Raw genomic sequence first — 22,881 nt, forward strand, 5'->3', positions numbered from 1 at the left:
CACCGGCCCGCGCCCGGGTCCGGCCGGGGCAGCTGCAAAGTCCGCTTTTGCGAACCGGTTAACGTTCTGGGGTAAACGGCCTCGCAAGCGTCCAGCCGCCCGACCTCATCCCGGGCCGGCGTGGCGCCATCGAGGACGCTGCCTATTCGCTGGCCCGGCCGGCCGCCTCACGGACTTGCTGAAGTTCCCGACGCATGAAGGCAAAGTTCGACTGGCCCGCGTGCTTCTCCATATGAGCCAGCGCGGCGTCGATCAACTCGACGGCCCCCTGACTGTCACCCATGCGCAGCTTCAGACGCGCGCTGTCCGACGCCAGTTGCAAGTAATCCAGATCGAATTCTTCAGGCACCTCGAGCGCGCCATGCTGAGCCAACGCCCCACGCGCCGTGGGCAAATCGTTTTCGGCGAGCGCCACGTCGATGAGAGCGGCGAGATAGGAATCCGCCTTCTGCGCAGGCACGCCATAGAACGGCGGCAATTCGGGTACATGGGTCAATTCGGCTTTGGCGGCCGCGACCTTTCCCTGCGACGCCAGCGCGCGGGCACGCACGGCCAGATATTGAACGCCGTTGGGAACGAAGCGTTTGCCGAACTCCAGCCACTGTTTCCGATACGGCTCGAGAACGGCCAGCGCCTGATCGGCATGCCCTTCCTCCAGCAGCCCATGCGCCTTGTACACGGCAGTATCGAACTCGACCGCGGTCGGATTCGCGACATGCTCAGGCGTCAGCACCATGTCGAAGTACTCGTGCGCCTGTTTGATCCTGCCCGCCTGATGCAGCGCCTGACCGTACAGACCCAGATGAATGCGCGTGTAGATGGAAACGTCGCCGGCATGCTGACGCAACAGCCCGATGCCTTTCTCGTAGTCGCGCAAGGCATCGTCGACCCAGCCCAGCTGCATCTCACAAAACGCCGCCCACGCGTAGCTCGCGCCCAGATCGCTGTAGGCCTGCAGGCCCGATCGTTGAAACACATCGATGGCGGCCTGGAAATACTCGACGGCCGTGTGCATGTCGCCCTGCGTCCGGTGCAACTGACCGAGCGCATACACCGAGTTGAAGTGGCCGGGATCGTTGGGATACCGCGTCTTGAACAGATCCACCGCCGCGGACATGAGCCGGATCTCCCGCATGGGATCGGTGGAGAACTGCGCGATCGTCGTGCCGAGCGCGCGAGCTCGCAGCAGCGAGGTGTGATCGTTGCGGGCATCGAGCACTCGCAAAGCCTCGTCACGACTCTCGCCCGCCTCCTCGCCCCGACCGAGCAACCGGCCTGAATAGGCGACGCCGATCAAAGCATCGACGTAGGCGTCGCTATTGGTGAGATGCAGCTCGCGCGCGATCTTCACCGACTCGCGCGACAACGCACTGGCCCGCTCGAACTCGTTGATATCGAGCAGCAGCCGCGCGACGGTGTTCATGACTTCCATGCGCACCGCCGGCGTGTCCTTGAACTCGTGCAGGACTTTGTCACCCGCCGCCACCAGCAGCTCGTGCACAGGCATGTTGCGGGCCTTGAGCGCGTCGGGCTGCAAACGCGTGTTCTTTTCGAACAGGGCGGTCATGAACGACTGCACAGCGCGCGTCTTTCTGACTTCCTCCTGAGCGATCAGCGTCTGCTCGGCCGCGATGCGCGCCTGCCATGTGGTAGTCACGATGCCGGCAACCAGCGCGAGCGTCGCCAGCAACGCTGCCGTCACCGCATATTTGTGACGACTCATGAACTTGCTGGCGCGGTATCCCAGCGAATCGCCGCGTGCCCGCACCGGCATGCCATCGAGATAGTTGCGCAAGTCTTCAGAGAACTGACCGACGCTGGCGTAGCGCCGCTCCGGCTCTTTGCGCAAAGCCATCAACAGCACGTTATCGAGATCGCCCTGTAACGCGCGTCGCACTCGTTTGCGGGCGAACTGCGTCTGCGGTGCTGTCTCGCCCGCTGCCTGCCGCACGCGGGTTTCATTGACAGCCGTGCTCGGCTTGCTCGGTGCGGAGTCGCTGAGAATCTCGACCGCCCGCTCGGCGGCATTGTCTTCGCGATACGGACTGCGACCCGTCAACAGCCGATACAGCACCACACCCAGCGAATAAACATCGCTGGCGGTGGTGATGGGATCGCCGCGCACCTGTTCCGGGCTCGCGTACTCCAGCGTCATCACGCGCACTTGAGTCGCCGTCATGTCCGAGGCCGTCGTGGCGGGCTCGGTTTCGAGCAGCTTGGCGATGCCGAAGTCCAACAGCTTCACGGTGCCTTCGGCCGTCACCAGGATGTTGCCGGGCTTCAAGTCCCGATGCACCACCAGGCGCTGGTGAGCGAAGCTGACCGCCGCGCAGACCTGCAGGAACAGCCGCACCCGCTGCTCGACGCTGAGCTGCCGCTCTTCGCAATACACGTCGATGGGCTGACCGGCGATCAGCTCCATCACCAGATAGGGCACGCCCTCGTCGGTTGCACCCCCGTCGATCAGACGCGCGATATTGGGATGCTCGAGCTGAGCGAGGATCTGGCGCTCGGAACGGAACCGCCAGGCGACCCGGGAGGCATCGTGATCGACGCGCACCAGCTTGATGGCCACGCGCGATTGGTAGTGATCGTCGGCGCGCTCGGCCTGATACACCTCGCCCATGCCGCCCCGGCCGATCAACTCGATGAGGCGGTACGGCCCCAGGCGCGATCCGATGCGGAGCTTGGGAAAGATGGGTTCGGTCGACATGCAGCTCGAAAGCGGGCTTTTCTTTTGACCGCTATTCTGCATGAGTTCCGCGTCCCCTTGCGCAGCGCACCCTTAAAAAATCGACAGCGCCGGATTTCTTTACGTTATCGGCCCAGCGTCAGCGGGTAGACCCCTAACATCACCCGTTCGAAGTGCTGTTTGACCGCGTTGTGACAGCGACAGGCGCGCCGTTCGAGCCCGGCCTGATCGGTGATTCGCAAGCCGCCGCGACGGGTCTGGATCAGACCGTGTTGACGAAACACCTGTAGCAGCCGGCTGGCATAGTTTCTTCCGATGCCCACCATCGCGGCCAGCTGTGCATGAGTCAACGGCAGGTCCCGGTCGTCGCGCCGGTCCATCGCGTCGATGATCCATTTCGCCAGCCGCTGTTCGATGGAATGAGCGGCGTTGCAGGCGGTGGACTGAAAGATCTGCGCCAGCAGGCAGTCGGCGTAGCGGGCGAACAGATGCGCGGCGTATCGCGATTGCTGCTGGACCGCCTGCAGGTCTTCCAGACGCATGCGCAGGAACGGTCCGCCGAACTGCACCACGATACGAGTGAACGCCGGCACGTCGCCATGACTGACGATGCCGCCGACCGCCCCCTCCTTGCCGACCAGGACGGTCTCGATCTCTTGCCCTTCCTCGGTGACCACCCGGAATGATGCGACGCTCGGGCCACAGGGAAAATAAACGGTGCCCATCGAATCGCCCGGGCTGTACAGCACTTGATTGGCATGCGCGCCGAACCAGTCGGTGTGCCGTTGAAACAAGGCGAAATCCGGCTCGCTCAGCAGCCGCAACAGATGATTGTCCGGTCGTTGGTACGCCGTCATGACCCCCTTCCCCTACCCTTCGTTGTCAGAAAGAACTGTACAATTTTGTACGCAGCTGCACGCCATGCACTTCGTGCCTGAACACTCTTAGAATCGAGCCATGACCAGTCCCGGCTCATCGATCGGCCCCCGCGTTGACCTCACCAATTGCGACCGTGAGCCCATTCATCTGCTCGGCGCCATTCAACCGTTCGGATTCTTGCTGGCCGTCTCGACGCCCGATTGGTTCGTGCAGCGCGTATCCAGCAACGTCGCTGACTGGCTGAAAGTTGCACCGGCCGAGATGCTCGGCCGTTCGCTGCTCAATTTCATGCATGCCGAGGCCATCCATACGCTGCGCAATCAGCTGCACATCGTGAACATGACCGGCACCGCCGCCCGGCTGTTCGGCATTCATATCGACGACTCGAACCGCCGCTTCGACGTGGCCGTGCACACACTGGACGGCACGGTGCTGATCGAATGCGAGCCCAGTGTCGCCGACAGCTCGGTAAATGCGAGCGCGCTGGTTCGAGGCATGATGAATCGCGTGCAGAGCATGCGAGATCCGCGCACGTTGAGTCGCGTCGCTGCCCGGGAGCTGCGGGCGTTGACCGGCTTCGATCGGGTGATGGTGTATCGCTTCGCCCATGACGACTCCGGCGAGGTCATCGCCGAATCGGCCCACGCCGGCGTCGACTCGTTCCTCGGCCTGCACTATCCGGCCAGCGATATCCCCCGCCAGGCGCGAGTGCTGTACGAGCGCAACTGGCTGCGAATCATCCCCGACATCGAGGCGTTGCCCTCGCCCATCGAGCCGACCCTCGATGCCAGCGGCAAGCCGCTCGATCTGTCGCAGAGCGTGTTACGCAGCGTGTCGCCCATCCATATCGAATATCTGCGGAACATGGGCGTGCGCGCCTCCATGTCGGTGTCGATTCTCAGAGAAGGACGGTTGTGGGGACTGTTCGCCTGCCATCACTATGCTCCGCTGCACGTCAGCTTCGAGCGGCGCACCGCTGCCGAGCTGTTCGGACAGATGTTCTCGCTGCTGATGGAGAACCGCGAGCGCGAGGCCGAGAGCGGTTATGAAAATCGCGCCCGCGAGCTGCACGATAGATTGGTACAGGACATGGTGGGCGAAGAGAACCGCGCCCAAAGCATCACCCGACACCTGGACGACATCGCCGACCAGCTGACCTGCGACGGCATCGGCCTGTCGCTCGGCAGCCAGGTCACATTGCACGGCATGACGCCGGAGCCGCAGCAGTTCGCTGGATTGATCCAACACCTGCGCACCTCACTCGCCTCCGCGGAGAACTACGCCACCAACGAAATTCGCGCGGTCTATCCGCAGGCGGTCAAGTTTCAGGAACGCGCCGCCGGCATGCTGGTGATGCCGCTGTCCAGACTGCCGCGCGATTATCTGGTCTTCTTCCGGCGCGAAGTGGCACGCACGGTGAACTGGGCCGGCAATCCAAACAAGTCGGTCACCGCGGGCCCGCTCGGCGACCGGCTGACACCTCGCAAGAGCTTCGAGCTGTGGCGCGAGACGGTCACCGGTCAATCGGTGCCGTGGTCGCAGGTGGATCGGCGCATCGCCAACGGTCTGCGCGTCAGCCTGCTCGAAGTGATCCTGCGCCTGTCCGATCAAACCGAGGAAGAACGGCGCCGCGCGATGCAGAGACAGGATCTGCTGATCGCCGAGCTGAATCATCGCGTACGAAACATCCTGAGCCTGATCCGCGGCCTGATCAATCAAAGCCGCGATCCCAATCTCACGTCCGTGCAATTCATGGATGTGGTGGGATCTCGAATTCAGGCATTGGCTCGCGCGCACGATCTGATCACCGCGGACCAATGGGGGCCCGCGCTGTTCAGCGCAATGGTGGAATCGGAAGCCGCCGCTTACTTGAACGGCGGCGCCAAACGAGTGCAACTCGTTGGCCCCGACGCTCGCCTGCTACCGCAGGCATTCAACGCCGTGGCGCTGGTGATGCACGAGCTCATCACGAATTCGGCCAAGTACGGCGCACTGACCGACCGGCGCGGCACGGTCACTATCGAAACGCGGCTGGACGATTCAAACAACTTCATCATCGACTGGCGCGAGCGTGGCGGCCCGCCGGTACAGGCGCCGAGCCGTCGCGGCTTCGGCAGCGCCGTGATCGAACGCACCATTCCCTTCGATCTGAAGGGTCAGGCGCAGGTCGATTTCGAGCTGGCGGGCGTGCACGCCTGTTTCCTGATTCCCGGCGACTACGTGCGACGCATCGACAAGACCTCGGCACAACCCGAGACAGCGCCGCCGGTCGCGCCCGAAGACATGCTCATGCCCACGGACATCCTGCTGGTCGAAGACAACTTCATCATCGCGCTCGATGCCGAAGACGCGCTGCGCAGGGCCGGCGCTGGTGAAGTCCGCACGGCGAGCAGCGTCAACGCCGCACTGGAAATGATCGACGAACGCACGCCGGAATTCGCGGTGCTGGATGTGAATCTGGGCATCGAAACCAGTTTCGAGATCGCGAACCGGTTGCTGGTGCTCGGCGTGCCGTTCGCGTTCATGACCGGCTACGGCGAGAATGAGTCCTTCCCCGACGAGCTCGCGCAGGTGCCTCGCATCCGCAAGCCCTTCACGCATCAGAGTCTTGCCGCCGTGCTCGGCCGGCGACGTTGAGCCTCAGCCCGCGAACTCCAGCGCGAACAGCTTCACCTGATCCTTCTCCGCCATCTCGATGAAACGTTGGAAGTGCATGCCGCACTTCTGCAGCACCTGGATCGAGCGCTCGTTGTCGGGTGAAGTGATCGCGAGGATGCGCGGCAGGCGATGCTCGCGATGGCCGTACTTGAGCACAGCGGCCGCGGCTTCCAGCGCATAGCCCTTGCCCCAATGCTCCGGCAGGAACGCATAGCCGATGTCCGGGTCCGGCAATGTGTCCCGTTTCAGCAAACCGCACGAGCCGACTGCCTCGCCGGTACTTTTCAACTCGACGCAAAACATGCCGAAGCCGAAACGCTCGTACATGTCCAGTGGCCCGGTGCGTAGATAGTTGCGCGCATCGTCCAGATTGCGCACGTGCTTATCGCCGATGTAGCGCAGCCATGCCGGCTCGTTGACCAGCCTGAAAATGAATTCAGCGTCGTCGAGCGTCAGCCGCCGCAGCACCAGCCTGTCAGTTTCCAGAACACGCATGGCATCCCCCGTCAACTGCAATGAGACGATGCTACAGGCTTTCCAGAACCTGCATCAATTCGCTGGCGGTATGGGTCCAGGAGAACTGCTCGGCGCGTACCAGGCCCGCCGCGATATTGGCCTGGCGCAACTGCCGGTCGTTGAGCAAGCGATCGATGCCCGCAGCGATCGCATCGACCGACTCCGGATCGACCAGCAGCGCGGCATCCCCGGAAATCTCCTTGGTGCCGAAGCGATCCGAAGTGAGCACCGGACAACTGCACGCCATGGCTTCCATGATGGGCATACCGACCGACTCGTACAACGACGGCAACAGCAACCCCTCGGCCATCTGATAGAACGCCGGCAGATCCTGGTTCTCGATCCAGCCCGGCCACTTCACCCATTCGGAAATATTCTGACGCCTGGGCTCATCCAGCTCGTGCGCGGACAGATAGCGATTGCCGCCCCCGGCGATCACCAGCGGGATGCCTTGCGCCGGACCGACCTTGGCGTAGGCCTGAATCAAGCGCGTGAAATTCTTCGGTGGATAGACCGCGCCACAGTACAGCAGGAAACGCGGCGGCAACGAGAATCGCTGACGGACCTGTGCCAGCTGTTCCGGCGACAGTCGCGTACGAAAGCCCTGGTTCAGTCCGGAGTAGATGGTGTGAATCCGCTCGCGCGGCACCTGCAGATACTTCTGCAAATGATCCGTCGTCACGGCGGACACCGAGATCAACGCGTCGGCCTTGGCTGCGTAGCGCGGCACGAGATAGCGATGACTCATCCGATCGAGGAACGCCGATGCCTGTGGCATCGCGTACCAGTCGAGCCCATGACACACCCACGACGTCTTGCACCTGGCGCGCAGCGGAATCGAATACTTGGGATTGAACAGCACGTCGATGCCGAGCTCAGCCACCGCGCGCGGCACCTTGATCTGATCCCAATACAGAATCGGCCCGCCCTCCAGCAGCACCTCCTGTACACCGTCGAGACCGCTGTAAGTGCCGAGCCGCTGCCGATTCCGGAACAGCAGCACGATCTCATGTTTGCGATTGATTTCGATCAGCGAGCGCACCACTTCGCGGGTGTACACCTTCACCCCGCCCTCGTGCTGATCGAAGTGACGCAACATGATCCCTAAGCGCATGACATCAACTCATCGTGTCTCAATGCCGACGATAAGCAGCGAACTGCTCACGATACTGAGGCAATGACGTCGCATAAAACGCTTCGGCGTAACCCTGGAAGCCCGGCGGATTCATCAGCCCCGCCGAGCGGTGTGCATTCAAGCCGATACTGGCATGCAGGTAATCGCATTGTTGCAATTGGCTGCGGTACTCCTGCAACGCCTGTTTCTTGGTGTCGATGGTGCTATCGATCCGCACCAGGCAGTTCGGGAACAGCGGCGTCCACACTTCATAGCCCATGCACTGGAATTGCAGCGGCGTGCCCGCAACCGCATCGAGCAACACCCGACTCGCGGCCCGGTGATCCGGATGCTCTTCCAGATAGAACGGCAGATAGACGATCTCAGGCCGATGTTTCAACAGCACGTCGCGCAACTGCTCCGCCGCCCGGTCGCATTTGTCGAGCGCGCCGTCCTCCGCGTCCAGGCAAACCATGCGACCGATGCCGAGCCGCTGTAGCGCCGCCCGTGCCTCAGTGATCCGCAATTCGATGAGCTCCCGCTGCTTTCGCTCTCGCTCTTCGCCATACAACGTGTTTACCTCACTGCTGCCGTTGCGCCCATCCGTGAGAAACACCACTGTAATCTGCGCTCCCCGTTGTGCATGCAGAGCCAACGTTCCACCGCAGCCAATCGTTTCATCGTCCATGTGGGGCGCGAGGACCACGATCTTTTCCGCGCCGGGCTGCCACACCATGGCCGAATGGTTGTAGACGCCCGAGACCTGCAGCAGTCCAGACGATTGAAGATAAGGTCGCGCCGCGCGACTCAGTCGTTTCAGCAGGGCCTTGGTCAACTGTTTCATGTCAGACCGGGAGCGTAGCTGCGCCGACGCAGCGCGCCGGCTAAATTGCCGAAATAGAGCAGGTCCACCAACAGATAAGAACCCACCAGCGCGGCGATGGTCGCGCCGATACCAAACACAGGTGTAAAGCCAACCGTCAGTAGCACACAGACCAGCGTGCCCAACGTAATTCGAACCGCGCGCGCCACATTCAGATTCGCGGCCAGCATCAGGCGACCAAGCACGATTTCCAGGCCTTGCGCAAATACGATAGCGGCCATCGCCGCGATGATCGTTTCAGAACCCGCGAAGCGCTCGCCGAGCACCGGCACCAGCAACGGCGGCACCAGCAGATACATGGCCAGCGCCAGCACCACCGCGAGCACCGAGCCGATGATCAGCCCCTGACGTGCCAGTCTTTGAAATCCCACCGGATCCGCGAACGCCAGGCACAGCCGTGGATACACGGCCACGCCGATGAAGACCAACGGCAGACAGGCCACCTCCACCAGCTTGAGTCCAGTGGCGTAGACACCCGCAGCGGCTTCTCCCAATTGCAGCGACAGCACGATCACGCCAATCCTATTCAACAACTGCCCCAGCAGCCCCACTGCCGCGAACGACCACAACCGCCGCGTCCCTTCCAGCACATTCCGAGCGTCGAAATTCGGCAGCAGACGCGCCTCGAACGACGACGCCGAGCGCAACGCCAGCGCCAGCATCAACACACCGCCGGTGGCGAACGCCACCGAAGCGGCGTGCAGCGACCACTCGAACGCCCAGATCAGCAGACCGGTGATGACAAAAGCGAAGCCCCTGCCGAGCAGATTGATGAACGCCGGCGGCAACATCTGTTGCTGAGCCATGGCCGGCACGAACAAAGTCGCCGAGAACGCGGCGCCCAACTGATAGATGGTCATCGAGACGATGATCAGCAGCGTGGTCGCTCTCGGCTGCGTGATCAATAAGTAGCCGAGGAGCACCAGCATCACGACGACAGCGATACAGACCTGCGAGCCGAGCAGATTCGAAATCAGCGCCGAGCGCCGCTCGACCGGCAGGCGCGAATACTCGCGCACCCCGAACTCATCGATGCCCAGCGTTGCCGCGTAGTAAACGAGGCCGGCCAGCGCGAAACCGTAGCCGTACTCGCCCATGCCCTCCGGACCGAACCGCCGGGACACGACCAGAAACAACAGAAAATTGAGCAGGTCCGCGCCAATCCGGCAGGCGAGCAGCGCAAAGGCATTGCGCCCGGTGTTGTACCCCGTCGACGAGGGGGGAGGAGGTGCAGTCATGGACCCGCTTTAAGGCGCTGCAGCGCCTGTCCGTTATTCCGCGGATTCGAATCGCGGATCTGGCAGATAACGCGCCGCGTCGGCAGCGGTTCCCAGAAGCGCTGTTACGGAAAGTTTATCTGGCCGCCGGAGGTGCAGGTGGCTCGATGGTCTGCGCGGTGGTCACGGCAGGCTCGGGTTGCGGTTGGACTGGTGGCTGCGGCTGCGACAGCTGCGGTGGCGCCTCGTCCGGCTGGCCCCGCTCGCGTCCATACTCGCCTTCGGGATTGCCGCTGCCGCTCAAAATCACCAGCAGCACGCGACGATTCAGATTGCGATTCTGCTCGGTGTCGTTGGGATACGCGGGACGAAACTCGCCCAGGCCGACGATCGCCAGACGATGCGGATCCATGCCGGCGTCGGTGAACAGGTGAACCACGCTGGCCGCGCGCGCCGCCGACAGCTCCCAGTTCGAGGTGAACGCGGCGGACTTGATCGGCCGGTTGTCGGTGTGGCCTTCGACGCGAATCGCGTTGGGGAACGGCTTCAAGGTCAGCGCCAGCTGATTCAGAATGTTCTGCGCCTCCGGCGACAGCTTCGCGACGCCGCTCGGGAACAGGATGTCGGTGCGGATCTCGACCTCCACCCACACGCCATGACGGCGCACCACGATCATCTGATCGCGGATCAGCTCGCTCATCGCGTTCTCGACTTCGGCGGCGACGTTTTCCAGCTCCGCCACCGCCGAGGCCGAATGTTCGGCTTCGTATGCATTGTCCGCCGCGTGGCGAGTGCCCTGACTCTGATCGGCAACTTGCAACGGCGAAGGCTCCAGCATGCTGCGCGGCTGCCCGCTCAGCATCGCCTGCTGCACGATGGTCATATTGATATCGGCGCCCGAGCCGACGCTCTTCTCGCCGACTTGAATCGGTTGCAGCGTACGCGGTGAGCCACGGAACGCGGCCACGAGCGAGTCGGACAGAATTCGATACTTGCCCTCGTTGACCGAGGACATGGCGTACATCACCACGAAGAACGCCAGCAGCAACGTCACCAGGTCGCCATAGGGAATGGCCCACGCTTCGTGGTTGGCATGCTCTTCGTGCTGGTGACGGCGGCCCATGATGTTTGTTGGGCTCGCTTAGTGCAGATAGCCCTGCAGCTTGGCTTCGATGCTGCGCGGGTTCTCGCCCTGCGCGATCGAGATCATGCCTTCGATCACCATCTCGCGCGTCTGGCTCAGGCCCTGGATCGAGACCTTGAGCTTGCTCGCGACCGGCAGGAAGAACAGATTGGCGAAGCCGATGCCGTAGATGGTTGCAACGAACGCGGCCGCGATGCCGTGGCCGAGCTTGGCCGGATCGGCGAGGTTTTGCATCACCGCCATCAAACCGAGCACGGCACCGATGATGCCGAGCGTCGGCGCATAGATGCCCATGCCTTCAAACACCTTGGCGGCGCGCGTGTCAGCCTGCTCACGCGTATGCAGGTCCACTTCCATGACACTGCGGATGATCTCCGGCTCGCTGCCGTCGACCACCAGCTGCAAGCCCTTGCGCACGAACTCGTCGCGCTCGCGCTCGATCAACGACTCGAGGCCCAGCAAGCCTTGCTTGCGAGCCGTGTTGCTCCACTCCACCATTTTCTTGATCATGGTGTCGCGCTCGACCACCGGCGGGCTGAACACCCACGGCAGGATCGACAGCGCCCGCTTCATCACATGCAGCGGAGTTTGAATACAGATCGCGGCGATCGTACCGACGATCACGATCATGAAAGCCGCGCCCGACAATAGCGAATGGATCCCGGCGCCCTTCAGCACGGCGCCGATGAGGATCGCACAGGCCGCGAGCACCAGGCCGATGAGCGAAAGAATATCCATGGGGCGAGAGCGTCTTCCTTCTAACTGTCGTCGCTGCGAGCCGACTGATCGCCCTTGAACAGTCGGCGCCGCTGGCAGCTACTACATTCCTGAGTTACATGCCCAGGCCGGCGAGTAGCGAATCCACGTCATCCTGGCTGCTGGCCGAGGGGCCGTTGTCGACACCCGGCACCGCCGGACCGAAGCCGCGGGACATGCCGTCGCTGGGCGCGGGCTTCTCGACCGGCAACGCGCCCGGGCCCGTGCGCGACAGACGTACCAGATCCACCAGCGCGGTCTCGAGCTCGGCGACCAGCTTCATCACGCCGCGAATGATCTGACCCGACAGGTCCTGATAGCCCTGAGCCATCAGCACCTCGGTGAGATTGCCGCGCACTTTATCCATATCGGCGCGCGAGGCCACGAGAAACGCGTCCATCTTCTGGATCATCACGCGGAATTCTTCGATCTCGATCTTGCGGGCGCGGAACCTGGCCCACATTTCGTTGATGTCGCCGGCGCTGCGCGAGGTGCGCTCGGCCAGCGGACCACACTGCTCCACCAGGTCCATGGTGCGATGAGCGGCTTCGTCGGTCATCTTCAACACGTGGTCGAGGCGTGCGCGTGCATCCGGCACTTCTTTTTCGGCCAGATCCACCAGCCGTGAGTCGACGCTGAAACGATCCAGCGCGGATTGCAGATCGCCGGTCAGCTTGCGCAGCTCGGAGAACAGCGTGCGTTCGCGCTTGTGCACGAGCAGATCGAGCTCGGAAAGAAACAAATGCTCGTCGCCGGCGGCGAGCGCGCCGGCCAACGTGGCAATGCTCGATCCGTAGTCTTTGCGTAGCGCTTCGATGCCTGAAGTCATGATGGTCAGCTCAATGTTCGCTTGTGGGCGTGCGCGCGGGATCAGGCCGCGCGCTGCTCCAGGATCTTGTCGATCTTTTCCTTGAGCGTAACCGCGGTGAAAGGTTTGATGACGTAGCCGTTCACGCCGGCCTGCGCCGCTTCGATGATCTGCTCACGCTTGGCTTCCGCGGTCAGCATCAACACCGGCAGCTTCGCCAGCTTCGGATCCGAACGCACGGCCTTCAACAGGTCCAGGCCGGGCATGCCGGGCATGTTCCAGTCGGTGACCAGGAATTCGATGCCGCCCGCCTGCAGGATGGGCAGCGCGGTCTGACCGTCGTCGGCCTCCTGCACGTTCTGGTAACCCAGATCGTTCAACAGATTCTTGATGATTCGCCGCATGGTCGAGAAGTCGTCGACCACCAGGAACTTCATGTCTTTGCTCACTTCAGCTCACTCCTATCTCAGATCCGGCTCTCGACGCGGTCACGCCAATCCGACAGCCGAGCCTTCAAACGTACCAGCGCCTGTCCGTGCAGCTGGCAAACCCGCGATTCAGTCACCTTCAACACCGCGCCGATCTCTTTCAGATTCAGCTCGTCGTCGTAGTACATCGACATCACCAGGCGCTCGCGCTCCGGCAGCTCCTTGATCGCGCCCGCCAGCGCCGAGCGAAAACCGTCTTCGGTCGCATCGAGGAACGGATCCGCGCCCTCGTCCTCCACGCGCCCCAGCAACGACTCCTCGTCACCGGTCGAATCGTCGAGACTCGCGACCCGGCAGCTCGCCGCGTCCTGAGCGATGCGGTGGTACTCATCGAGCGACACACCCATCTTCTCGGCGACCTCGACATCGCGGGCTTCGCGACCGAACTCCGCCTCCAGCTCACGCACGGCCGCGGCCGCTGCGCGCGCCTTGCGATGAACCGAGCGCGGCGCCCAGTCCAGCTTGCGAAGCGCATCGAGCATCGCGCCACGAATGCGGATACCCGCATACGTTTCAAAACTCGCGCCGCGATCCGCCGTGTAGTTGGATGCAGCTTCCAGCAGGCCGAGCATGCCGGCCTGGATCAAATCGGAGACTTCGACCGAAGCCGGCAGGCGCCCCGCCAGGTGATAGGCGATGCGCTTGACCAGTTCGGCATGACGGACGACCAACGCATCGGTCTTGCTGGGCGCGGTGGTTGCGCCCTGATAAGCACGCAAACCGCTCATTTCACCACCTCCAGGCGGACCTGGGGACGGCGCACCAGCCGCTCCACGAAGAACTCGAGGTTGCCTCGCGGCCCCTCCGGTACAGGCCACTTATCGGCCTTGAGCGCCAATTTCTTGAATGCACGCGAGGCCGGGCTGGCGGGGAACGCACTCACGACGGGACGCTGTTCACGAATCGCCCGGCGCAAATAAGGGTCTTCAGGGATTTCCCCAACGTATTCCAGGGTGACATCCAGGAAACGACTGGTGACCTTCTGCAACTTCTCGAACAACCCCGCCCCTTCGCCCGGCGCGCGGGCCATGTTTGCTACGACTTGGAACTTGTTCACACCGTGGTTGCGGCTCAGCACCTTGGCGAGCGCGTACGCGTCGGTCATCGAGGCCGGTTCGTCACATACAACTAGCAGCACGTGCTGCGCCGCTTGTGTGAACTGGACCACACTATGAGCAATGCCCGCGGAGGTATCGACGATCAACGTGTCGAGCCGCGTGCTGATGGCACTGAACGCCTGCACCAGACTCAGATGACCCGCGGCGGAAAGATTAGCCAGCTCGGCCACACCCGAGGCACCAGGCACCACCTGAATGCCATGCGGCGATTCCAGGATGATTTCTTCCAGCGTGCGCTCGCCGTTCAAAACGTGGGCCATCGTGTAGCGCGGCGACAAGCCGAGGAACACGTCGACGTTGGCCAGGCCCAGATCGCCATCGAGCAACATCACGCGACGGCCGGCGCTCGCCAGCGCCGTGGCCAGATTCACCGAAACGCTGGTCTTGCCCACGCCACCTTTGCCGCCGGTGACTGCAATCACCTGCACCGGCCCGGGATTCGCGGCTCGCTGCAGACCGATCGATTGAATGGATTCCATAGATACTTCGTCAAAGATGAGAAATTGAACGGGTCATCAGCTTCATGCGATGGCGTGCGCCACGGTGCCGAATCGGCGACGTAACAAATCCTCATCCGCTGAGGCGCCAGACTTACGAGACAATTCGACGGCACGCGCGATCAACTGATGCGCGCGCGCGGGAGCCAGATCTTCCGGAACACGCTGGCCTTCGCTGACGTAGGTCACCGGCAGGCGGGCGCGAATCAACGTGGAAATCGCACCGCCGAGGCTGGTCGCTTCGTCCAGCTTGGTGAGCACGCAAGTGGTCGGCTTCGCCGACGCAAAACGCGTGACCGCTTCTTCGATCGCCCCGGCCTGCGCGGAGGCGGACAACACCAGCGTCGTTTCCATGCGCTCGCTCGCTGCAGACAGCAGCTTCAACTCCTGCTCTAGCCGCGGATCGCGCGGACTCAGGCCGGCCGTGTCGATCAACACCAAACGTTTGTCGGAGAGATGGTCGAGCACGTCGGCGAGCTCGGCCGAACCATCGAGCGCATACGCCGGCACGCCGAGCAGGCGACCGAGCGTTTGGACCTGTTCCTGCGCACCGATGCGAACGGAGTCGGTCGAGATCAGCGCGATGTCGCGCGGGCCATGACGCATCACCCAACGAGCCGCGAGCTTCGCGATCAGCGTGGTTTTGCCCACGCCCGTCGCGCCGACGAGCGCAACGACACCGCCGCCATCCATCCACCGCTCACCACCGGTCGTTTCGATCTTGCGCGCGAGCAGCGCCAGCGCGAGACGATTCGCTTCGGCCAGCTCCAGACGCGTCGGCATCTGAGTGACGATTTCAGTCGCCAGCTCCTGCGCCAGACCGAGCTGCGTCAGCTGCTTCAACAGTTCAGTCTGAATCGGCGAACGGCGGGAGAGATCGTTCCACGCAAGCGTCGCCAGCTGCGTTTCCAACATGCGGCGCAGAGTGCGGAGCTCTTCGTTGACGTCGCTGTTGGCGTCGATCAGATCGAGGCGGGAGAGATCCATATCACGCGCCGACTCAGCTTCGACGGCGTAACGACCTCGGTCATTGGATGCCGACGTTTCAGCTGCGTAGCGAGCGCGATCGCTGGAGCCCTGAGCCTCAGCTTGGTTTCGAGCGCGGCCAGAGGCCTGCGCTTCGGACGCGTAGCGAGCGCGCTCGTTAGCGCCCGCGCGATTCCCCGGCGCACGCTCGGCCGCCGCGTGACGCTGCGCGCCTTCATCGCTCTCCTCCATGTAACGATTCGTCTGCAGAGCACGCTCGCTCGTGCGCGCCTGCGCCGGCTGCGACGCGAACTGGCGCGTCAGCTCGGCACGCTCGCTCATATATTCATTGGCCGGCGCATTCTGCGTGCGGGGCTTCGTCGCACCACCGAACAACGCTGGGTCATGCTGAGCAGCGCGCGCAGGCGCGGTCTGAGAAACATTGCCCTGAGCCTGTGCCTGGCGACGCTCGGCACCGTACGTGTCGACGAGACCGCTATCGACCGCCAACTGCTCGGTCGCCGCGTCTTCACCTTCGTAGTCGACGGCGGCGACGACTTCGACGCCGCCGGGCACACGTCGGCTCGACAAAATCACCGCGTCGGGACCCTGCGCATCACGCACCTGGCGCAACGCTGTCCGCATGTCTTCGGCACGATATTGTTTGATCTTCATACCTTGCTAACTACTCTCAGCGACCCACCGCAGTGACCAAGCGGACCTTGCGGTTGTCCGGAATCTCATTCCACGCCAGCACGTGCATGTTCGGCACGATCGAGCGCATGAAGCGCGCCAGCGTCTGCCTCAGCTGCGGCGGCACCAGCAGCACCGCCGGCTCACCCGTCAACTCCTGACGTTGCGCGGCTTCCGCCAGACGACGCTGCATCCGTTCCGCCAGGCCCGGCTCGAGGCCCGGCGTCGCGGCGTTGGTACCCGACAGCGAATTCGTCAACAGCTGCTCCAAGTCCGGCTCCAGCGTGATGACCGGCAACTCGGTGGCCATCCCCGCGATGTCCTGCACGATCTGCCGACCGAGCGCGACCCGAACCTGCGACTGCAACTGCACCGGATCCTGGGTACGCGCGGCGTGCTCCGCCAAAGTTTCGACGATCGTGCGCATGTTTCGGATCGGAACTCGCTCTGCCAACAGACCTTGCAAGGTACGGACCACCGTGCCCAACGGCAGCAGTCGCGGAGTGAGATCTTCGACAAGTTTTGGAGCAGTTTTTGCGAGCGTGTTGAGCAAGTGTTGCACTTCCTCATGGCCGAGCAGCTCATGAGCGTGGGTCTGAATCACATTGCTCAAATGCGTGGCAATCACGGTGCTGGCATCGACCACCGTATAGCCGAGCGTCTGCGCGTGATCGCGCATGGAAGGCTCGATCCACACCGCTTCCATGCCGAAAGCGGGATCGCGCGTCTCGATGCCGGTCAGCCGACCGAACACCTTGCCCGGGTTGATGGCGAGCTCGCGCTCGGGATAGATCACGCCATCGCCCACCGGCACGCCCGCCAGATTGATGCGATAGGAATTCGGCGCCAAGTCGAGGTTGTCGCGGATGTGTACGGTTTGTACCAGGAAGCCGAGATCCTGCGTGAGCTTGCGACGGACACCGCGGATGCGCGCGAGCAGATCGCCGCCCTGAGCTTTGTCGACCAGCGGCACCAGTCGATAACCGACTTCGAGTCCGATGATGTCGACCGGCTGCACGTCATCCCACGTGAGTTCCTTCGACTCCGATGCCGCCGGCGGCGGAGCAGCCGCAGCTGCAGCCGCGGCTACCTCTTCTTCGGACGGCTGTTCCTTGGCGCGCTTGTTCAACATGTAAGCACCGCCACCGCAGAGCGCAGCCATCATCAGGAACGGCAGGTTCGGCATGCCCGGGATGATGCCCATCACGCCGAGCAAGCTCGCAGCGATCGCCAGCGCCCGCGGCTGACCGAACAACTGCTTCGACAACTCGCCGCCCATGTCCTGCGCACTCGAAACACGCGTCACAATGATCGCGACCGCGGTCGAGAGCAGCAGTGCCGGAATCTGCGCCACCAGACCGTCACCGATAGCGAGCAGCGTGTAAGTCCGGGCCGCATCGCTGAAGGCCATGCCGTGAGCCATCATGCCGATGCCCAGGCCGCCCAACATATTAATGATCAGAATCAGGATGCCGGCCGTCGCGTCACCGCGCACGAACTTGCTGGCACCGTCCATCGAACCGTAGAAGTCCGCTTCCTGACGCACTTCGCCGCGACGAGTGCGCGCTTCTTCCTGCGTGATCAAACCGGCGTTGAGGTCGGCGTCGATCGCCATCTGCTTGCCGGGCATCGCGTCCAAGGTGAAACGCGCGGTCACTTCTGAGATACGACCCGAACCCTTGGTGACGACGATGAAGTTGATGATGGTGAGAATTGCGAACACGATCACACCGACGGCGTAGTTGCCGCCGATCACGAACTCACCGAACGACGCAATGACCTTACCGGCGGCGTGCCCGCCCGTATGACCGTGCAGAAGCACCACACGCGTCGACGCAACGTTCAACGCCAGGCGGAGCAACGTCGCGAGCAGCAGGACCGTCGGAAAAATGGCGAACTCGAGCGGCCGCTGCACGTAGAACACGACCATCACGACGATCAACGACAGCGCGATGTTGAACGTGAAAAGCACGTCCAGCGCGATCGGCGGCAGCGGCAGGATCACCATCGCCAACGTCGCCAACACGCCCACCGGCACACCGATGCCGGAGCGCAGTAGCGCTTTCAGGTCGAGCTTGGAGCTGGTTGCAGAGGCTGTGGCCATTCGTCGTCGTCAAAAATCCGTTGCCTGATCCGCTGCGTCGGTATTCCGGCGCACGCCCTATAGGGTGCAACTCCCGGACCACGGGCCTCACCGCCCGGCGGGCGTTGGTCACAGTTTGGAAAGGTGCCGCTAAGGGGGCGGCCTGGTGGGCCGATAGCGGCCGGCGGTGGGAATGGGGAGTGTGACGGGGATCACGGAGCGCGGTGACTAGGAGCGCACTTGCCAGACGGCTGGATCGCGACGTACGTGAAACACCGCGAGCACAACCAGACTGGTTCCTCTCACCCGAAAGTTATTCGCCGGACGTCAGCGAGGACTCGAGGAAACGGCTCGAATCTATCAGGTCGATCCGGTCGACGGTAGTTCCACCCACCCCGCCACACATTCAAATGAAAAGCCCGCCTTGCGGCGGGCGGGGGAAATCCTACTGCCGACCAAAGGGGCGGACTCAGACTTCGAAGCGAAGTTTGGAGCACACCGGTGCGCATCAACAAGCCTCACAGTGACCCCTAATTTTCCTTCAGCACCCCGCCCCAGCTCGCCGGATCGACGTCCGAAACAGTCTGCGAGAACGTCCACACATAGCCAGCGAGGTCCTGCGCGGAGTACTGCCGCTCTCCATAGGGGTAGTCCGTCGGCTCGCTGATGATCGTCGCTCCGTGCGCCTTCGCACGTGCGAAGTGCGCGGCGGCGTCGGCTACTCGGATCATCACGGAGAAGTTGGCGCGCGACGCCTCACTAGGCGCGCCACCCGCGATGACGACCGCGCCCGACTCAGCATGCAGTTGCACGCGGTGAGATCCTACGAGCAGACGCTCTCTGAATCCGAACGCAGCGCAGAGCCACTTACTCGCCTCGACCACATCGGGATAAGCCAGCACCGGAATGACGCCGCTGGACGGCATCGAGCGGTTCTCTAACATAGGACTGACCTCAAGCCTGTCGCTCGCAATCATAGCGCCAAGTTACACCTCGATGTGCAAGTGCGTACGAGAGAAACTCGTGAGCAGCAATCTCCGCGGAAACATCGACTGTTAAATTCGACAGCGATCTCACCAAGCGAAAGACTCAGATTGCAAACCAAGCTCCGGTGGCGCTCCTCCTGACGAGATCCCTTTATCTCGCACACATTGCATTCTTGCCACGGATACCATCCTCGCCAGCAAGGAAGCACCTGAGAGGAGTTCTGATGCCGAAGGATAGAACGGTCGCGCTCGCACCTACCGAACGCATTGCGCAATCAATCATCGTGCTGCGCGGTCAGCGCGTACTGCTCGACAGCGACCTCGCAGCGCTATACAAGGTTGAAACGCGACGACTCAACGAGCAAGTCCGCCGAAACAAGGTTCGATTTCCCGCGGACTTTATTTTCGAAGTGACGGACGATGAGTTCGAAATCTTGATGTCGCAATTTGCGACATCAAGATGGGGCGGCCGCCGCAAGCGGCCATTCGCCTTCACTGAGCACGGCGCCATCATGGCTGCAACAGTTCTCAACAGCCCACGGGCAGTCGCCATGACAATCCACATCGTGCGCGCCTTTTTGCAGCTGCGTCACCTGCTCGCGTCCAACAAACAACTCGCGGAAAAGTTCGCTCAACTGGAAAGAAAGGTATCGACGCATGATCAGGCGATCGTCGGCATTCTCAAAGCGATTCGCGAACTCATGCGCCTGCCCGAGCCAAAGAAGCGCCCCATCGGCTTCACTGCCAATCTCGACGAATAGGCTCATCTGCTCCAAGAATAAAATTGACGCACCACGACACGTCATAACCAGGAAATATTTCAAACAAATGACCTTCTTCGCGAGGGAAAACTGTGACGATTGTCGCTCTACATATTAGGAACATCAGCTTCACCACGGAAGGAGGTTCTGCAGTTCCAAGGAAGCGCGAGTCGTGCACGGATGCACACGATAATCACGAGTCGGACATGGAGTTGTCAGTGACATCGCCGCTCATGACCGAGCGAGCTCGCGAAGCTTCCGGAGTCGAAATCGAACCGCTCCCACGGCTCGTGACGGCTTCTCACACAAGGAAAGTGACAAAAAAAATAACAGGAGGAAGTCAGCACACGCATGCCACGCCAAAGCCAGGACGGCGAAGTGACATGCAAACGCACTACTCACCTTGAGTCCCGCCGCGGGTTGCCAGGGAGCAGCCCGCGGCGATTGCATTCGCGTAGCAATCACTGACTGACGCATCACAACACGTCATAACTCGAAAATATTTCAAACAAACCACGCTTCACGCGAGGGAAAAGTGTGACGTTTGTCGCTCTATATAAATAGGAACAGCCGTTTTATCAGGGAGGGAAATCAGCTGTTCCACGGAAGCGCGAGCTGTGCAGGGACGCACACGATGATCGAAAGTCGACAGGGAGTTGGCATCGACACATCGCCGCTCAGGAACGAGCGGGCTCGCGAATCTTCCTGAAATCCACCATGAATCACGGAATCCGCTGCAGCTCCTCCGATCCCCCGGGATTGTAGTAGGGATCGTTGGTGCCAAGGTAGTCGCCGCCATCGGTGCGTATCACACGGTCGTATTCGATCGAGCCCCGCACGGTGCCGCCGCCGGCGGGATCGGCGTATGTGTTGTAGCCACCGATCGCTTCGAGCGTGCGCCGTTGAATGCGGTCGTCGGTGGCTTGGGAGCGATGCCAGCCTTCCGAATAGATCTGTGCCACTTCCCGACTGGTCTGCATGGCAATCATCGAGCGCTCGCGAGCGCCGCGGGCGTTGATCTTGGCCATCTCATTGGCGTGCCACGAATCGATGCGAGCGCGTTGCGCGCGAGCGATGCGATCGGCCGCCTCCTTGCCCGCCTGGTTCGCCATCGCCACCCACTCTCGGTCGATCTTCACCGATCGGCGGATCTGCTCCGCCACCGAAGGATCGAGCCGGCCCGCCGGCGCGCGCATCGCATACACCGCGGGCGTGGCGATCGCCACGTGCCCTTGCAGTTGTGAAATGCTCAGCATCGCGGCCAATACCTCCCGAAACTCCACCCCGTCGCGTTGATAGGCAATCAGCAGCTCGCCGGCCTCGAAGTGAGCTTGCCCGCCGGGCTGTTGAACAGCCTGTGACTCCTGGGCCATATCCGGTCGATCGCGATACTCGAGGATGCGCACGGACGGATAGCGTTGCGCGACGATTTCCAGCAACTCGCGCGGCGAGCGGACCGGCAGCACGGGGCAGGGATAAAACTGATTCTCCGTGCCTTGCAGCTGCCACGAATAGCCGGGCAACAGCTCGAACTCGCTGCCGTCGTCGGAGCGGGCCAGCCACTTCGCTCGCAGGTAATTGCTGACGCACTCACCGCTACGATCCCAGCTCATGCCGCCGTGTGTCTGCCAGCCTTCGGGAACATTCACCGTGGCCGCAACGATGGGCTGGCCGAAACCGGTTTGATCCATGATGGCGGCGGGTTCCATCGCACCGGTCCACGCACGATCCCCCGCCTCCGCACCACTCAGCGCAGGCAACGTATCGTCCGAGGCTCGCGAACCACAGCCGCCAAGCGCGAGCGCCACGATGCCGCCGAACACAGCCGCCTTCGATGCTTTGATGCTCATTTGTCTCCCCCGAATGGTGGTGATGATCGAGCCGGAGATCGGGTCTGCCCGATGCTCGGCCGGCCACGCCTCTCCCAGCGGTCGAGGAGTGTCCGTGTCGCTGGATGCGCAAAACGAGGGGAAATCGGCTCACACAAAAATTGCGGCGGGCCGCGATGAGCCGAATCGGAGGCGTTTTACGCCTCTGGGAAGATCAATCGGAATCCTTCAACGCCTCATGCAACCACACGCGTGCCGCCTGCCAGTGGCGCTTCACAGTCGCGGGCGACATCTCCAGCGCCCGAGCCGTCTCCTCGATGGTGAGCCCGGCGAAGTAGCGCAACTCCACGATGCAGCCCTTGTCCGGATCGATCTGTTCGAGGCGAGCCAGCGCGGCGTCGAGTCGCTGCACGTCGACGCCGCCGCTGTTGTCAGCCACGTCGACACCGCTCAGCGTGATCTGCTGGCCGCCGTCGCGCTTCGCGGCGCCCCGCTTGCGTGCATGATCGACGAGAATCTCACGCATCAGCCGGCCGACGATACGAACGAAGTGCGAGCTGCAGCGCCAATCGATGCGCTCCACGCCACTCAGGCGCATGTACGCTTCGTTCACCAGCGCGGTCGGCTGCAGGGTATGGTTGCGACGTTCGCCGGCCAGCTCACGGCTGGCGAGGGCACGCAGCTCAGGGTAGACGGCGTCGATCACCCGATCGCGGGCGGACAGGTCGCCCTGGCGCCAGTCGGAAAGCAATTGAGTAAGGGCGATGGTCACGCCGGCGAGTCTAGCAGCGCG

At 62.6% G+C, this 22,881-nt stretch carries 19 protein-coding genes; 2 read left to right on the plus strand and 17 right to left on the minus strand.

Translation table 11 applies throughout. The features are described 5' to 3' along the window. Positions 1-142: 142 nt before the first annotated feature. Together EKO19_RS03910 and EKO19_RS03915 are read right to left on the minus strand one after the other, a co-directional pair. Positions 143-2,713, minus strand: coding sequence for a serine/threonine-protein kinase (locus EKO19_RS03910; protein WP_175596947.1), 2,571 nt, complete (start codon positions 2,711-2,713; stop codon positions 143-145). Between the two features lie 104 nt (positions 2,714-2,817). Beyond that, the gene (locus EKO19_RS03915; RefSeq protein ID WP_129775084.1) at positions 2,818-3,549 is read right to left on the minus strand and encodes a Crp/Fnr family transcriptional regulator; all 732 of its coding nucleotides are present in this window, start codon (positions 3,547-3,549) and stop codon (positions 2,818-2,820) included. A gap of 100 nt (positions 3,550-3,649) precedes the next feature. Here EKO19_RS03915 and EKO19_RS03920 point away from each other — a divergent pair, with 100 nt between their 5' ends. After that, a complete protein-coding gene (locus tag EKO19_RS03920; protein WP_129775085.1) occupies positions 3,650-6,208 on the plus strand; it encodes an HWE histidine kinase domain-containing protein in 2,559 nt (852 codons plus the stop codon). Between the two features lie 3 nt (positions 6,209-6,211). Here EKO19_RS03920 and EKO19_RS03925 read toward each other — a convergent pair whose 3' ends face one another. From EKO19_RS03925 to EKO19_RS03985, 13 genes are all read right to left on the minus strand, one after another. Next, positions 6,212-6,724, minus strand: a complete 513-nt coding sequence (locus EKO19_RS03925; RefSeq protein ID WP_129775086.1) for a GNAT family N-acetyltransferase — start codon at positions 6,722-6,724, stop codon at positions 6,212-6,214. Between the two features lie 31 nt (positions 6,725-6,755). Continuing rightward, positions 6,756-7,859: a glycosyltransferase family 4 protein gene (locus tag EKO19_RS03930; RefSeq protein ID WP_129775087.1), complete on the minus strand. Its 1,104-nt coding sequence runs from the start codon at positions 7,857-7,859 to the stop codon at positions 6,756-6,758. Positions 7,860-7,878: 19 nt separating this feature from the next. Beyond that, positions 7,879-8,703: a PIG-L deacetylase family protein gene (locus EKO19_RS03935; RefSeq protein WP_129775088.1), complete on the minus strand. Its 825-nt coding sequence runs from the start codon at positions 8,701-8,703 to the stop codon at positions 7,879-7,881. Next, positions 8,700-9,980 (minus strand): oligosaccharide flippase family protein, encoded by a 1,281-nt coding sequence (locus EKO19_RS03940; protein ID WP_129775089.1) that lies wholly within the window; start codon positions 9,978-9,980, stop codon positions 8,700-8,702. The genes EKO19_RS03935 and EKO19_RS03940 overlap by 4 nt, the downstream gene beginning before the upstream one ends. Positions 9,981-10,095: 115 nt before the next feature. Beyond that, a complete protein-coding gene (gene motD, locus EKO19_RS03945) occupies positions 10,096-11,082 on the minus strand; it encodes a flagellar motor protein MotD (RefSeq protein ID WP_129775090.1) in 987 nt (328 codons plus the stop codon). Between the two features lie 18 nt (positions 11,083-11,100). Next, positions 11,101-11,841 (minus strand): flagellar motor protein, encoded by a 741-nt coding sequence (locus tag EKO19_RS03950; RefSeq protein WP_129775091.1) that lies wholly within the window; start codon positions 11,839-11,841, stop codon positions 11,101-11,103. 94 nt (positions 11,842-11,935) lie between these two features. Next, a complete protein-coding gene (locus EKO19_RS03955) occupies positions 11,936-12,688 on the minus strand; it encodes a protein phosphatase CheZ (RefSeq protein ID WP_129775092.1) in 753 nt (250 codons plus the stop codon). 41 nt (positions 12,689-12,729) lie between these two features. After that, the gene (locus tag EKO19_RS03960) at positions 12,730-13,104 is read right to left on the minus strand and encodes a chemotaxis response regulator CheY (protein ID WP_129775981.1); all 375 of its coding nucleotides are present in this window, start codon (positions 13,102-13,104) and stop codon (positions 12,730-12,732) included. A 29-nt stretch (positions 13,105-13,133) separates the two neighbouring features. Next, on the minus strand, positions 13,134-13,883 hold the full coding sequence (locus EKO19_RS03965; RefSeq protein ID WP_129775093.1) for an RNA polymerase sigma factor FliA: 750 nt from the start codon (positions 13,881-13,883) through the stop codon (positions 13,134-13,136). Next, positions 13,880-14,752, minus strand: coding sequence for a MinD/ParA family ATP-binding protein (locus EKO19_RS03970; RefSeq protein ID WP_129775094.1), 873 nt, complete (start codon positions 14,750-14,752; stop codon positions 13,880-13,882). The genes EKO19_RS03965 and EKO19_RS03970 overlap by 4 nt, the downstream gene beginning before the upstream one ends. A gap of 42 nt (positions 14,753-14,794) precedes the next feature. Beyond that, the gene (flhF, locus tag EKO19_RS03975) at positions 14,795-16,411 is read right to left on the minus strand and encodes a flagellar biosynthesis protein FlhF (protein ID WP_129775095.1); all 1,617 of its coding nucleotides are present in this window, start codon (positions 16,409-16,411) and stop codon (positions 14,795-14,797) included. A gap of 16 nt (positions 16,412-16,427) precedes the next feature. After that, on the minus strand, positions 16,428-18,533 hold the full coding sequence (gene flhA / locus EKO19_RS03980; RefSeq protein ID WP_129775096.1) for a flagellar biosynthesis protein FlhA: 2,106 nt from the start codon (positions 18,531-18,533) through the stop codon (positions 16,428-16,430). A 509-nt stretch (positions 18,534-19,042) separates the two neighbouring features. After that, positions 19,043-19,456 (minus strand): VOC family protein, encoded by a 414-nt coding sequence (locus EKO19_RS03985; protein ID WP_129775097.1) that lies wholly within the window; start codon positions 19,454-19,456, stop codon positions 19,043-19,045. A 266-nt stretch (positions 19,457-19,722) separates the two neighbouring features. Between EKO19_RS03985 and EKO19_RS03990 the strand changes: the two genes are divergently transcribed. Continuing rightward, entirely contained in the window at positions 19,723-20,259 is a 537-nt protein-coding gene (locus tag EKO19_RS03990; protein ID WP_129775098.1) for an ORF6N domain-containing protein, read from the plus strand. 722 nt (positions 20,260-20,981) lie between these two features. On the opposite strand, the gene EKO19_RS03995 is transcribed toward EKO19_RS03990, so the two are convergent. Then, positions 20,982-22,109: a hypothetical protein gene (locus tag EKO19_RS03995; protein ID WP_129775099.1), complete on the minus strand. Its 1,128-nt coding sequence runs from the start codon at positions 22,107-22,109 to the stop codon at positions 20,982-20,984. Between the two features lie 193 nt (positions 22,110-22,302). Further along, on the minus strand, positions 22,303-22,860 hold the full coding sequence (locus tag EKO19_RS04000; RefSeq protein ID WP_217705111.1) for a sigma-70 family RNA polymerase sigma factor: 558 nt from the start codon (positions 22,858-22,860) through the stop codon (positions 22,303-22,305). Positions 22,861-22,881: the final 21 nt, after the last annotated feature.

Source organism: Peristeroidobacter soli, assembly GCF_004138485.1.
Classification (GTDB): Bacteria; Pseudomonadota; Gammaproteobacteria; order Steroidobacterales; family Steroidobacteraceae; genus Steroidobacter; species Steroidobacter soli.

Excerpts from the sequence above, each read along its gene's own strand:
- EKO19_RS03960 (WP_129775981.1), bottom strand. The coding sequence starts at position 13,104 with ATGAAGTTCCTGGTGGTCGACGACTTCTCGACCATGCGGCGAATCATC.
- flhF (WP_129775095.1), bottom strand. The coding sequence starts at position 16,411 with ATGAAGATCAAACAATATCGTGCCGAAGACATGCGGACAGCGTTGCGC.
- EKO19_RS03935 (WP_129775088.1), bottom strand. The coding sequence starts at position 8,703 with ATGAAACAGTTGACCAAGGCCCTGCTGAAACGACTGAGTCGCGCGGCG.
- EKO19_RS03915 (WP_129775084.1), bottom strand. The coding sequence starts at position 3,549 with ATGACGGCGTACCAACGACCGGACAATCATCTGTTGCGGCTGCTGAGC.
- EKO19_RS03930 (WP_129775087.1), bottom strand. The coding sequence starts at position 7,859 with ATGCGCTTAGGGATCATGTTGCGTCACTTCGATCAGCACGAGGGCGGG.
- flhA (WP_129775096.1), bottom strand. The coding sequence starts at position 18,533 with ATGGCCACAGCCTCTGCAACCAGCTCCAAGCTCGACCTGAAAGCGCTA.
- EKO19_RS03970 (WP_129775094.1), bottom strand. The coding sequence starts at position 14,752 with ATGGAATCCATTCAATCGATCGGTCTGCAGCGAGCCGCGAATCCCGGG.
- motD (WP_129775090.1), bottom strand. The coding sequence starts at position 11,082 with ATGGGCCGCCGTCACCAGCACGAAGAGCATGCCAACCACGAAGCGTGG.
- EKO19_RS03965 (WP_129775093.1), bottom strand. The coding sequence starts at position 13,883 with ATGAGCGGTTTGCGTGCTTATCAGGGCGCAACCACCGCGCCCAGCAAG.
- EKO19_RS03985 (WP_129775097.1), bottom strand. The coding sequence starts at position 19,456 with ATGTTAGAGAACCGCTCGATGCCGTCCAGCGGCGTCATTCCGGTGCTG.
- EKO19_RS03955 (WP_129775092.1), bottom strand. The coding sequence starts at position 12,688 with ATGACTTCAGGCATCGAAGCGCTACGCAAAGACTACGGATCGAGCATT.
- EKO19_RS03990 (WP_129775098.1), top strand. The coding sequence starts at position 19,723 with ATGCCGAAGGATAGAACGGTCGCGCTCGCACCTACCGAACGCATTGCG.
- EKO19_RS03925 (WP_129775086.1), bottom strand. The coding sequence starts at position 6,724 with ATGCGTGTTCTGGAAACTGACAGGCTGGTGCTGCGGCGGCTGACGCTC.
- EKO19_RS03920 (WP_129775085.1), top strand. The coding sequence starts at position 3,650 with ATGACCAGTCCCGGCTCATCGATCGGCCCCCGCGTTGACCTCACCAAT.
- EKO19_RS03940 (WP_129775089.1), bottom strand. The coding sequence starts at position 9,980 with ATGACTGCACCTCCTCCCCCCTCGTCGACGGGGTACAACACCGGGCGC.
- EKO19_RS03995 (WP_129775099.1), bottom strand. The coding sequence starts at position 22,109 with ATGAGCATCAAAGCATCGAAGGCGGCTGTGTTCGGCGGCATCGTGGCG.
- EKO19_RS03910 (WP_175596947.1), bottom strand. The coding sequence starts at position 2,713 with ATGTCGACCGAACCCATCTTTCCCAAGCTCCGCATCGGATCGCGCCTG.
- EKO19_RS03950 (WP_129775091.1), bottom strand. The coding sequence starts at position 11,841 with ATGGATATTCTTTCGCTCATCGGCCTGGTGCTCGCGGCCTGTGCGATC.